General features: G+C 49.8%; 11 protein-coding genes. 6 read left to right on the top strand and 5 right to left on the bottom strand.

Translation table 11 applies throughout. From position 1 onward, the window contains the following. Window positions 1-177: 177 nt before the first annotated feature. Together purU and IM267_RS18415 are read right to left on the bottom strand one after the other, a co-directional pair. A complete protein-coding gene (gene purU / locus IM267_RS18420; protein ID WP_063452241.1) occupies window positions 178-1,020 on the bottom strand; it encodes a formyltetrahydrofolate deformylase in 843 nt (280 codons plus the stop codon). Window positions 1,021-1,061: 41 nt separating this feature from the next. After that, a complete protein-coding gene (locus tag IM267_RS18415) occupies window positions 1,062-1,526 on the bottom strand; it encodes a YchJ family protein (RefSeq protein WP_193034011.1) in 465 nt (154 codons plus the stop codon). Between the two features lie 113 nt (window positions 1,527-1,639). Here IM267_RS18415 and rssA point away from each other — a divergent pair, with 113 nt between their 5' ends. The 3 genes from rssA to galU all read left to right on the top strand — a co-directional run bounded on the left by rssA (window position 1,640) and on the right by galU (window position 4,750). After that, window positions 1,640-2,542, top strand: coding sequence for a patatin-like phospholipase RssA (gene rssA / locus IM267_RS18410; protein ID WP_193034010.1), 903 nt, complete (start codon window positions 1,640-1,642; stop codon window positions 2,540-2,542). 89 nt (window positions 2,543-2,631) lie between these two features. Beyond that, a complete protein-coding gene (gene rssB, locus IM267_RS18405; RefSeq protein ID WP_063866538.1) occupies window positions 2,632-3,645 on the top strand; it encodes a two-component system response regulator RssB in 1,014 nt (337 codons plus the stop codon). Window positions 3,646-3,844: 199 nt separating this feature from the next. Next, on the top strand, window positions 3,845-4,750 hold the full coding sequence (gene galU / locus IM267_RS18400) for a UTP--glucose-1-phosphate uridylyltransferase GalU (protein WP_063452245.1): 906 nt from the start codon (window positions 3,845-3,847) through the stop codon (window positions 4,748-4,750). Between the two features lie 202 nt (window positions 4,751-4,952). On the opposite strand, the gene hns is transcribed toward galU, so the two are convergent. Further along, window positions 4,953-5,366, bottom strand: a complete 414-nt coding sequence (gene hns / locus IM267_RS18395; protein WP_003856724.1) for a histone-like nucleoid-structuring protein H-NS — start codon at window positions 5,364-5,366, stop codon at window positions 4,953-4,955. Window positions 5,367-5,916: 550 nt separating this feature from the next. Here hns and tdk point away from each other — a divergent pair. Then, window positions 5,917-6,531, top strand: a complete 615-nt coding sequence (gene tdk / locus IM267_RS18390; RefSeq protein ID WP_063452325.1) for a thymidine kinase — start codon at window positions 5,917-5,919, stop codon at window positions 6,529-6,531. Between the two features lie 69 nt (window positions 6,532-6,600). Here the strand turns inward: tdk and adhE are convergent, their stop codons facing one another. Continuing rightward, the gene (gene adhE, locus IM267_RS18385; RefSeq protein WP_063452246.1) at window positions 6,601-9,282 is read right to left on the bottom strand and encodes a bifunctional acetaldehyde-CoA/alcohol dehydrogenase; all 2,682 of its coding nucleotides are present in this window, start codon (window positions 9,280-9,282) and stop codon (window positions 6,601-6,603) included. Between the two features lie 480 nt (window positions 9,283-9,762). Here adhE and IM267_RS18380 point away from each other — a divergent pair, with 480 nt between their 5' ends. Then, the gene (locus IM267_RS18380) at window positions 9,763-10,410 is read left to right on the top strand and encodes a YchE family NAAT transporter (protein ID WP_063452247.1); all 648 of its coding nucleotides are present in this window, start codon (window positions 9,763-9,765) and stop codon (window positions 10,408-10,410) included. A gap of 39 nt (window positions 10,411-10,449) precedes the next feature. Here IM267_RS18380 and IM267_RS21360 read toward each other — a convergent pair whose 3' ends face one another. Then, window positions 10,450-10,734, bottom strand: a complete 285-nt coding sequence (locus tag IM267_RS21360; protein ID WP_226848179.1) for a hypothetical protein — start codon at window positions 10,732-10,734, stop codon at window positions 10,450-10,452. 446 nt (window positions 10,735-11,180) lie between these two features. Between IM267_RS21360 and oppA the strand changes: the two genes are divergently transcribed. Further along, the coding region (gene oppA, locus IM267_RS18375; protein ID WP_193034009.1) for an oligopeptide ABC transporter substrate-binding protein OppA at window positions 11,181-12,744 on the top strand (1,564 nt) is incomplete at its 3' end.

Genomic DNA, 12,744 nt, shown 5'->3' with positions numbered 1-12,744 from the left:
GCCGCTCGGGAACCCCACCACGGGGTAATGCTTTTTTACTGGCCTGCTTCCTGTTGGAAGCGGGGCGCATCATATCAAATGAGACGCCCCTGTAAAGCATTCCTTTAGGTAAATGACGCTGTTTGCCTGCTTTTTATCCGTAAAGGCGCAAAGCTAATCAATTCATTTTACAAAGGATTAAAGAATAATCGTTCTGTTGCCGTACACGAAAACGCGCTGGGCAAGAACCTGATACAGCGCACGGCTCAGTACGTTCTTCTCAACGTCACGGCCCGCTCGCATCATATCTTCTGCCGTGTAGGTGTGATCCACGTGAATCACGTCCTGCATGATGATTGGACCTTCGTCCAGATTATCATTCACGTAGTGGGCGGTCGCACCAATGATCTTCACCCCACGCTCGTAAGCCTGGTGATATGGACGCGCGCCAATGAAGGCTGGCAGGAACGAATGGTGAATGTTGATGATTTTGTTCGGGAAGCGTGCCACGAAGGACGGCGTCAGGACGCGCATGTATTTTGCCAGCACAACGTAGTCCGGGTTATGCGCCTCGATGGCCTGCGCCATGAGGTTATCGTGTTCTTCACGGGTATGGCCTTCATGGCTGACCAACTCGAACGGAATGTCGAAGCGCTCAACCAGAGTACGCAGCGTTTCATGGTTGCCGATGACGGCAGCAATTTCGACGTCCAGGCCACCGTAGTTGGCTTTCATCAGCAGATCGCCCAGGCAGTGCGCCTCTTTGGTGACCAGAATCACGATGCGGCGACGACCCGCCGGGTTCAGTTCGCGCACCGAGCCTTCCGGCAGGGCGCTGTCCAGATCGGCAAGCAGGGTGGTGTCGTTGAAAATGCCTTCCAGCTCGGTACGCATAAAGAAGCGACCGGTACGGTGGTCAACGAACTCGTTGTTCTGCACGATATTCAGTTCATGTTTGTAGCAAATGTTGGTGATTCGTGCGATCAGCCCTTTTTGATCGGGACAGATGGTGCGCAGAACTTTACGTTGTAGTGATTGCATCGCCGGGAAATCCTGTTTATGTATTTGCGAAGTCTGAGTTGTCAGGCATTGCTGCCGCAACACTTTTTAAATTTTTTTCCTGAACCACAGGGGCAGGAATCGTTACGACCGAACTGCGGACGTGTACCGTCAATATAATACCATTGCCCGCTGTCCTTTAAGAACCGGGAGCGTTCAATGATGGCGCCAGGTCTGTTTTGTTCACTAAAGCGGGCGACAAAACTGACATAGCCTTCGTTGGCATCGCGGCCGGGAGCGGCATCAAAGACGGTGAGGCCCAGCCAGACGGTGTTGGCAAAACCGGCTTCAATCTCTTGACGAAAATCGGCCGCATGGCAGGACGGATGCCAGGTTTTAATCAGGTAGTCTGCGTTATTGATCACAAAAGCAGTATACCGTGAGCGCATAAGGTGTGACGGGTCTGGTGCAACCTGCTCGCCAGAAAGATATCGCTGGCAACATAGGCTATACTCCAGAGCGCTACCACAGGGGCAGAGTTGAGACACAATTCTTTTCCTGGAACAAAAAATAAGGCGTTAAACGCTTAAGGTAGCAATATGTTAACTGAGCAGTTACGTTGACGCTATGTCGGGAATCCAGGGGAAGTAAAACAGGGCTAATGAGAAAGATAAAAATTGGACTGGCGTTGGGCTCAGGTGCCGCCCGGGGCTGGTCGCATATTGGCGTTATTAATGCTTTAAAGCAGATGGGAATTGACGTTGATATTGTTGCAGGGTGTTCGATAGGGTCGCTGGTCGGATCCGCGTACGCCTGCGGTAAGCTCCCGGAGCTTGAAAGCTGGGTGCGCTCCTTCAGTTACTGGGATGTGCTGCGCCTGATGGATCTCTCCTGGCAGCGTGGTGGCCTGCTGCGCGGCGAACGCGTGTTCAATCAGTTTCGTAAGATAATGCCTCTCGCTGACTTCAGTCACTGCCAAATGCCTTTTGGTGCCGTTGCAACCAACCTCAGTACGGGCAGGGAGTTATGGCTCACCGAAGGGGATATCCATCTCGCCGTACGTGCCTCCTGTAGTATACCTGGGTTAATGGCGCCTGTGCCTCATAACGGCTACTGGCTCGTTGACGGTGGCGTAGTGAATCCTGTCCCTATCTCACTGACGCGGGCCTTGGGCGCGGATATCGTCATCGCCGTGGATTTACAACACGACGCTCACCTTATGCAGCAGGATTTGATGTCGGTTAATCTTCACAGCAATGATGCCGAAGAAGAGAAACTTGCCTGGCATGCGCGTTTACGCGGCAGAATAGGGCGCCTGACTGCGCGTCGTGCGGTGACCGCACCGAACGCCGTTGAAATCATGACGACTTCGATACAAATTCTCGAGAATCGCCTGAAGCGAAACCGTATGGCGGGCGATCCTCCGGATATTCTTATTCAACCCTATTGTCCGCAAATCTCTACACTTGATTTCCACCGGGCTGAGGCCGCCATAGCAGCGGGCTCGTTAGCCGTCGAAAAGAAAATAGATGAACTGTTGCCTTTTGTGCGTACAGCACGTTAAGCACTTTTTTGATTACTTCAGCAAAATCTGACAGGCGATAGTACTAATAGCATGCCACTATTGAGTAACTGTCAGCCAGGGGAGGAACCATGACACAGCCATTGGCCGGAAAACACATTTTGATAGTTGAAGACGAGCCCGTTTTCCGATCGCTACTGGATTCGTGGTTATCCTCGCTGGGTGCAACCACGTCCCTTGCCGAAGATGGCGTCGAGGCGCTGGAAAAGATGGCCAGCATTGCGCCTGACCTGATGATCTGCGATCTCGAGATGCCGCGGATGAACGGCTTAATGCTGGTGGAAAAGCTGCGTAATGAAGGTTACCAGACACCGATACTCGTGATTTCGGCCACCGAAAATATGGCCGATATTGCCAGGGCATTGCGTTTGGGGGTGCAGGATATCCTGCTCAAACCGGTCAAAGATTTAAACCGACTGCGTGAAACGGTATTGGCCTGCCTGTATCCCAATATGTTTAATTCCCGCGTTGAAGAAGAGGAGCGTCTTTTTCAGGACTGGGATGCCTTAGTCAGTAATCCGCTCGCGGCGGCAAAGCTGCTTCAGGAACTCCAGCCGCCGGTGCAGCAAAATATTTCTCATTGCAGAGTAAATTATCGCCAGCTGGTAGCGGCTGACCAGCCTGGACTGGTGCTGGATATTGCGCCGTTATCGGATGCCGACCTCGCCTTTTATTGCCTGGATGTTACCCGAGCGGGAGATAACGGCGTTTTGGCGGCCTTATTACTGCGAGCGCTCTTTAATGGATTGCTACAGGAACAATTATCCCATCAGGGGCAACGACTTCCTGAGTTAGGCAGTTTGCTAAAACAGGTGAACCAACTTTTTCGCCAGGCCAATTTACCGGGGCAGTTCCCGCTTCTGGTTGGCTATTATCACAGCGGGTTGAATAACCTTATTCTGGTGTCTGCGGGTTTAAATGCCACACTGAATACTGGAGAACACCATATTCAGGTGAGTAACGGCGTGCCGTTGGGCACGCTGGGTAATACTTACCTTAATCAAATTAGCCACCGCTGCACCTCATGGCAGTGCCAAATTTGGGGGGCAGGAGGGCGGTTACGCTTAATGTTGTCCACAGAGTAAGCAGTCAGATTTTATTTTTCAGATTGCTTTACCTGTGTTTTTGCTGGCGGTGCTACTATCGCGGCAAGTTTCATGCGTATTTGTCTTAATTGATCGGCAACGCGTTCTTTTCAGACCCCTATTAGTGGCTGAGACTGTATACTCAACGCGTTATTCAATGCATAAAAGTTCAAAACTTGAACAGTTCAGGAGAATTTCAATGGCTGCCCTAAATTCGAAAGTCAGAAAGGCCGTTATCCCGGTGGCGGGATTGGGTACCAGGATGTTGCCAGCAACGAAGGCAATCCCAAAAGAGATGCTGCCTCTGGTTGATAAGCCATTAATCCAATATGTCGTGAATGAATGTATTGCAGCAGGCATCACCGAAATTGTGCTGGTTACGCATTCATCTAAAAACTCTATCGAAAACCATTTTGATACCAGTTTCGAACTCGAAGCGATGCTGGAAAAACGCGTTAAGCGCCAGCTGCTGGAGGAAGTGCAGTCTATTTGCCCTCCGCACGTTACCATTATGCAGGTTCGTCAGGGCCTGGCGAAAGGTCTGGGGCACGCGGTATTGTGTGCACATCCGGTAGTGGGTGATGAGCCGGTCGCGGTTATTCTGCCGGACGTGATTCTTGATGAGTACGAGTCCGATCTTTCCCAGGAAAACCTGGCAGAGATGATTAAACGCTTTGATGAAACCGGCAGCAGCCAGATTATGGTTGAGCCAGTTGACGACGTAACCGCTTACGGTGTGGTTGACTGCAAAGGCGTTGCTCTGAAGCCTGGCGAAAGCGTACCGATGGTTGGCGTTGTTGAAAAACCTAAAGCTGACGTCGCGCCGTCTAACCTTGCTGTCGTGGGACGTTACGTGCTGAGTGCTGAAATCTGGGCGCTGCTGGCGAAAACGCCTCCAGGTGCGGGCGATGAGATCCAGCTGACGGATGCTATCGATATGCTGATCGAGAAAGAGACCGTAGAAGCCTACCATATGAAAGGTAAGAGCCATGACTGCGGGAATAAACTCGGTTATATGCAGGCCTTCGTAGAATATGGTATTCGCCATAACAGCCTGGGTGAAGAATTTAAAGCCTGGCTCAAAGGCAGCATGGGTATTAAGTAATTAACCCACAGGCTGCTGAACAAGACCGGTGTGGCGATGCCCACCGGTTTTTTTATGCCTGTCGCCTGGTAATTGTCGGCGGATTGTCAAGGACGTTAAATAGTGAATCTCGCAATATGACAGAATGTAAGGAGATGTTCGGGCGAATATTACGGGCATAAAAAATCCCGCACCAGGCGGGATTTTTCAGAATCTTTCCAGATTAATCCTTGATCAGGAAGTCATCCAGTTGTTTACCTTGTTCGTCCATTGCTTTCTTGATTACAGCAGGAGTACGACCCTGGCCAGTCCAGGTTTTCTCTTCGCCGTTCTCATCGATGTAGCTATATTTAGCTGGACGTGCTGCACGTTTTGCTTTGGTGCCGGTTTTAGCCGCAGCCATGCTGTTCAGCAATTCGTTTGGATCGATACCATCGGCAATCAGCATTTCGCGGTACTGTTGCAGTTTACGTGTACGTTCTTCGATTTCAGCCGCAGCTGCGCTTTCTTCTTCACGACGTTCGTTAACGACAACTTCTAATTTTTCGAGCATTTCTTCAAGCGTCTCAAGGGTACATTCTCTTGCCTGCGCACGAAGAGTACGGATGTTGTTCAGAATTTTAAGTGCTTCGCTCATTGTAGTAATCTCAAACTTATAATGGGGGTGGGTTTGTTGTCCTAATAATAGAGCGTTAATTTCACTTGTGCAATAGGTGGGAATGTAAGGAATTCAAAAAATACAAAATAAACGACGCTATTATTAATTACGCTAACTTAAATTTCATTGTTTGCTCGGTCTGTGAGATATCGTTTCAAACGGCAAAAGCTTGTCATTTGCATGTTTGTTTTGTGACTTTTACCTCAGGAATTATAGTTGCGGTTGATAAATATCAGCCTTTTGTATTACCCCCGCTAAGCGTAGCGAAGGCCAGAATAGTTAATAAATAGTGAATTTTAATGAACGGAGAAGCCACTATAAAAAGAAGTGTTATCTCTGGACTGGTGCTCACCTTATTGTCCGTGCTTAATGCCTTTACTACCTGTTTTAACGCATTATTTTGCGCTAGCCACAAAGGGTTTATTGGCGCGGAAGAGCCTTGCGCGTGCAGCCCACGGCTGATGACGGTACAAAATATGGTACAATGATTCATCGGGAATATTACACATTGATTAGGGTTCTTTGGCCAATGGCACAACTTTATTTCTACTATTCGGCAATGAATGCAGGGAAATCGACGGCGTTACTGCAATCCTCATACAATTATCAGGAGCGGGGGATGCGTACGGTTGTTTATACCGCCGAAATCGACGATCGCTTCGGGGCGGGGAAGGTAAGCTCAAGAATAGGCCTCTCGTCGCCTGCAAGGCTGTTTAACCCTGAAACGGACCTGCTGGAGGACATTCGTGCTGAGCACGCCTCTAAGCCTGTCCATTGCGTCCTGGTAGACGAAAGCCAGTTCCTGACCCGTGAGCAGGTCCATGCGCTTTCTGAGGTCGTGGATGAGCTGGATATTCCCGTTCTTTGCTATGGTTTACGCACCGATTTTCGCGGTGAGCTATTTGCCGGCAGCCAATATTTACTTGCCTGGTCGGATAAGCTGGTGGAGCTAAAAACGATCTGCTTTTGTGGCCGTAAGGCGAGCATGGTTCTTCGCCTTGACCAGTCCGGTAAACCTTATGCTGATGGCGAGCAGGTGGTGATAGGGGGCAATGAACGCTATGTCTCGGTCTGCCGCAAGCATTATAAAGAGGCGCTGGTTGTAGGTTCGTTGACGGCGTTACAGGGCGACAGTCGAAAGTAACAGGAATTTTTTACTCTTTTTCAGATATAAAAAAACCCGCCATCGGCGGGTTTTTTATCACACTGTCAATTAAGCGTTTTTCTTCGCTTTCTTGTCAGCCTTTACCACTGCGGGGATGTCAGCTTTCACAGCAGCGACATCGCTTTCAGTGAAGTTACGACCGTAATAAGTATCCAACAGGATCTGTTTCAGTTCGGAAATCAGTGGGTAGCGTGGGTTAGCACCGGTACACTGGTCATCGAATGCATCTTCAGACAGCTTATCTACGTGAGCGAGGAAGTCAGCTTCCTGAACGCCCGCTTCGCGGATAGATTTAGGAATACCCAGTTCAGCCTTCAGGCTTTCCAGCCATGCCAGCAGTTTCTCGATCTTCGCGGCAGTACGGTCGCCCGGTGCGCTCAGACCCAAGTGGTCTGCGATTTCAGCGTAGCGACGACGAGCCTGAGGGCGGTCGTACTGGCTGAATGCAGTCTGCTTGGTTGGGTTGTCGTTGGCGTTATAGCGGATAACGTTGCTGATCAACAGGGCGTTCGCCAGACCGTGAGGAATGTGGAACTGTGAACCCAGCTTGTGCGCCATGGAGTGACACACGCCCAGGAAGGCGTTAGCAAACGCGATGCCCGCGATGGTGGCAGCACTGTGTACACGTTCACGCGCAACAGGGTTTTTTGAACCTTCGTTGTAAGAGGCTGGCAGGTTTTCTTTAAGCAGTTTCAGCGCCTGCAAGGCCTGACCGTCAGAGAACTCGGAAGCCAGTACGGAAACGTAAGCTTCCAGAGCGTGAGTCACCGCATCCAGACCACCGAACGCACACAGTGATTTCGGCATATCCATCACCAGGTTGGCGTCAACGATAGCCATATCTGGCGTCAGCGCGTAGTCGGCCAGCGGGTATTTCTGACCCGTTGCGTCATCCGTCACAACCGCAAATGGCGTGACTTCAGAACCGGTACCGGAAGTGGTGGTGACGGCGATCATTTTCGCTTTCACGCCCATTTTCGGGAACTTGTAGATACGTTTACGGATATCCATAAAGCGCAGCGCCAGTTCTTCGAAGTGAGTTTCCGGATGCTCGTACATGACCCACATGATTTTCGCGGCGTCCATTGGGGAACCGCCACCCAGTGCGATGATCACATCGGGTTTGAAGGAGTTCGCCAGTTCAGCACCTTTACGGACAACGCTCAGGGTTGGGTCAGCTTCAACTTCAAAGAAGACTTCAGTTTCGACGCCAGACGCTTTCAGAACAGAGGTGATCTGGTCTGCATAGCCATTGTTGAACAGGAAACGGTCAGTCACGATGAGCGCACGCTTGTGGCCATCAGTAATCACTTCATCCAGCGCGATTGGCAGAGAGCCACGACGGAAGTAGATAGATTTCGGAAGTTTGTGCCACAACATGTTTTCAGCTCGCTTAGCAACGGTTTTCTTGTTGATCAGGTGTTTTGGACCAACGTTTTCAGAGATGGAGTTACCACCCCAGGAACCACAACCCAGAGTCAGGGAAGGTGCGAGTTTGAAGTTGTACAGGTCACCGATACCACCCTGAGAAGCTGGGGTGTTAATCAGGATACGTGCCGTTTTCATCTTCTGACCGAAGTGTGCAACACGCTCAGGCTGGTTATCCTGGTCGGTGTACAGGCAAGAGGTGTGACCGATACCGCCCATGGCAACCAGTTTCTCTGCTTTTTCTACCGCGTCATCGAAATCTTTCGCACGGTACATAGCCAACGTCGGAGACAGTTTTTCGTGAGCAAACGGCTCGCTTTCATCAACGACGTTAACTTCACCAATCAGGATCTTGGTGGAAGCAGGAACGCTAAAGCCGGCGAGTTCGGCAATTTTATAGGCTGGCTGACCCACGATAGCGGCGTTCAGCGCGCCATTTTTCAGAATCACGTCCTGAACGGCTTTCAGCTCTTTACCCTGCAACAGGTAGCCGCCGTGGCTGGCGAAACGTTCACGAACGGCGTCGTATACAGAATCAACAACGACAACGGACTGTTCAGATGCACAGATAACGCCGTTATCGAAGGTTTTAGACATCAGCACAGACGCGACGGCACGTTTGATGTCAGCGGTTTCGTCAATAACAACCGGGGTGTTACCCGCGCCTACGCCGATAGCCGGTTTACCGGAGCTGTAAGCGGCTTTAACCATGCCAGGACCACCGGTCGCCAGGATCAGGTTAATGTCCGGGTGATGCATCAGGGCGTTGGACAGCTCGACAGAAGGTTGGTCGATCCAGCCGATCAGATCTTTTGGTGCGCCCGCCGCAATAGCCGCCTGGAGCACGATATCGGCTGCTTTGTTAGTGGCGTCTTTCGCACGTGGATGCGGGGAGAAAATGATTGCGTTACGTGTCTTCAGGCTGATAAGAGATTTGAAGATGGCGGTAGAGGTTGGGTTAGTGGTTGGAACGATACCGCAAATGATGCCGATCGGTTCTGCTATGGTGATGGTGCCAAAAGTATCGTCTTCTGACAGCACGCCGCAGGTTTTCTCATCTTTATAGGCGTTGTAGATATACTCTGAAGCAAAGTGGTTTTTAATCACTTTATCTTCAACGATACCCATGCCAGATTCGGCAACGGCCATTTTAGCGAGAGGGATTCGAGCATCTGCAGCAGCCAGAGCGGCCGCGCGGAAGATTTTATCAACCTGTTCTTGGGTGAAATTGGCATATTCACGCTGGGCTTTTTTAACGCGCTCGACGAGGGCGTTCAGTTCAGCGATATTGGTAACAGCCATAATGCTCTCCTGATAATGTTTAAACTCTTTTAGTAAACCAGCGCTCGATACGTCTGACAGTATAGTCAGTGCCGATCCCTCTTGCGTAACACACAGTAAAACAAAGGATTACGCACTGCTTATGCTCACTAATTTACTAAAAGAGCCTTACCTTAGCATCATACCTTTTTGATAGGTGATCTCCCTGGCGGCGTAACCAAGATTACTCACTTCTGAGTACGAAAATTATGATCAGGATCAATTTTGTCCTAAGCTGATACCTTTCAGCAGGGTTATTTCGTGCTAATTTTTCCAGTGTTAAATAATTAAGTAACTATTGGAAGTGGCGCTATCATTGATTATACAAACGTTTAACATCATGAATTGATAACGTTTTAGAACAGATTTCTGGTGAAGTGTGCGGCTAAAAAGCGTATCTTCAGCGCGGATTTATCATGACACGCTGTTTCTCCCTGGCCATGCTCAATTGCGGAGCTTAATGTGATTCAAACGCTCTTTGATTTCCCTACATATTTTAAGTTTTTTATCGGTTTGTTTGCGCTGGTCAACCCGGTAGGGATCATCCCTGTCTTCATTAGTATGACCAGCTATCAAACGGCCGCCGCAAGAAACAAAACCAACCTGACGGCAAACCTGTCGGTGGCTATCATCTTGCTGACCTCTCTTTATCTGGGGGACGCCATCCTTCAGGTCTTCGGCATCTCGATTGATTCGTTCCGAATAGCGGGTGGGATCCTGGTGGTGACGATTGCCATGTCGATGATCAGCGGCAAGCTGGGGGAGGATAAACAGAACAAGCAGGAGAAATCAGAGACCGCAATCCGCGAAAGCATCGGCGTTGTGCCGCTGGCATTGCCGCTGATGGCAGGCCCGGGGGCAATAAGTTCAACCATCGTCTGGGGAACGCGCTATCACAGCCTGATGCATCTGATCGGCTTTTCTGTCGCCATTGCGCTGTTCGCGCTGTGCTGTTGGGGCGTTTTTCGCATGGCGCCATGGCTGGTTCGCTTGCTGGGACAAACGGGCATCAACGTGATCACCCGTATCATGGGCCTGCTGTTAATGGCATTGGGCATCGAATTTATCGTTACCGGTATAAAAAGCATATTCCCAGGATTATTACATTGACTTTCATTTGAAAGAGCGGAGCCGACGGCTCCGTTTTTTTTACGTGATTATCAGCAAATCATATAAATAAAGTTGAATTACGGTCCAGCCATAATAAGTTCTACTAATAACGCTCTCTTGTTGTTTTTCAAGAGGTTGTTTATTTTCAGCTTCCCCCTCTGCACATAAATCCTTCGAACCCTCTGTTATTTTACTCACATGATACTCTGGGGCTTGCTGACAGATAACCGAAATGATATTAGTAATTTCGAGGCTGACCCAGACGAATGTGCTAAATAATAACCAATTGTTAAATTTTCGTGAAAAATCGTTCAGATTGGTCATGGCATTACGCTCTCGGCGAGGCAATCTTGTAATCCATTGATTTCAAGTGTTTTTACTTTGTATTGGTGGGGTTGAAGATTTATGGCTTAGATGAGCCATCCACCATAAAAGAGAAATACTTAACAAATTTGCAAAATGTATTGGCGAGAGTTGGCACCATTTGGTACTTTCCGGCCTTATATTTCGCAGCATTAATCAAGTTGATGAGAACTATTTTCATATAGGCCTCACGAAAGATATCCAATGCATCTCTCTGACAGGGGAGAGGTGTAAAGAATCGACGCAAGATCGCCGTACGAGCGGTCAGTAATAATGAAGTCGGTGATAGCAAGAAGTAAAAAAAGAACCTGACAGTAGCAAAAAAAACTCCTGCGCTGTACAGGCCCCGACAGGGGATTACACAACTGGCGAAGGCCAGTCATTATAATGAGTGGAGTATCAACACAATGTCCATCATCACAAAAAAAAGTCTGGTAGCGGCGGGGATTTTTACTGCGCTAATCGCGGGGAACGCTGCAATGGCTGCGGACGTTCCTGCCGGTGTTCAGCTGGCTGAGAAGCAAACGCTGGTGCGTAATAACGGTGCGGAAGTGCAGTCTCTCGATCCGCACAAAATTGAAGGTGTTCCAGAGTCTAACGTTAACCGCGATCTGTTTGAAGGTCTGCTGGTAACGGACGTAGACGGCCACCCGGCGCCGGGCGTGGCGGAAAAATGGGACAATAAAGATTTTAAAGTCTGGACCTTCCATCTGCGTAAAGATGCCAAATGGTCCGACGGTACGCCGGTTACCGCCGAAGATTTCGTTTACAGCTGGCAGCGTCTGGCGGATCCGAATACCGCCTCCCCGTATGCGAGTTACCTTCAGTATGGTCATATTGCCAATATTGATGACATCATCACGGGCAAGAAGCCTGTTACCGATCTGGGCGTAAAAGCCATTGATGCCAACACCTTTGAAGTGACGTTGAGCGAGCCTGTTCCGTACTTCTATAAGCTGCTGGTTCACCCGTCTGTTTCCCCGGTACCAAAATCCGCTGTAGAAAAATTTGGTGAAAAATGGACGCAGCCTGCGAATATCGTGACCAACGGTGCGTACAAGCTGAAAAGCTGGGTCGTTAACGAACGTATGGTACTGGAGCGCAACCCGCAGTATTGGGATAACGCGAAGACCGTAATCAATCAGGTCACCTACCTGCCAATTTCTTCAGAAGTGACCGACGTCAACCGCTACCGCAGCGGTGAAATCGACATGACCTATAACAACATGCCGATTGAACTGTTCCAGAAGTTGAAAAAAGAGATCCCGAAAGAAGTGCACGTCGATCCTTATCTGTGCACCTACTACTACGAAATTAACAACCAGAAAGCACCGTTCACCGACGTGCGCGTGCGTACCGCGCTGAAGCTGGCTCTGGATCGCGATATTATCGTTAATAAAGTGAAGAATCAGGGCGACCTGCCCGCTTACAGCTACACCCCGCCTTATACCGACGGTATGAAACTGGTTGAGCCTGAGTGGTTCAAATGGTCCCAGGAAAAACGTAACGAAGAAGCGAAAAAACTGCTGGCTGAAGCCGGATACACCGCTGATAAGCCGCTGACGTTTAACCTGCTGTACAACACCTCGGATCTGCATAAAAAACTGGCTATCGCCGTGGCGTCAATCTGGAAGAAAAACCTGGGCGTGAACGTGAAGCTGGAAAACCAGGAATGGAAAACCTTCCTCGATACGCGCCACCAGGGAACGTTTGACGTGGCGCGCGCCGGCTGGTGTGCGGACTATAACGAGCCGACCTCCTTCCTGAACACCATGCTCAGCGACAGCTCAAACAACACGGCACACTATAAGAGCCCGGCGTTTGATAAGCTGATTGGCGAGACCCTGAAAGTGGCAGATGACGCCCAGCGCGCCGATCTGTACGCGAAATCAGAACAACAGCTCGATAAAGACTCTGCGATCGTGCCGGTTTACTACTACGTCAACGCCCGCCTGGTGAAACCGTGGGTAG

This window comes from Enterobacter cloacae complex sp. P15RS, assembly GCF_014895905.1.
In the GTDB taxonomy this organism is placed as follows: Bacteria; Pseudomonadota; Gammaproteobacteria; order Enterobacterales; family Enterobacteriaceae; genus Enterobacter; species Enterobacter quasihormaechei.
Note: the sequence above shows the minus strand (reverse complement) of the source record. Positions and strands in the feature narration are given on the sequence as shown.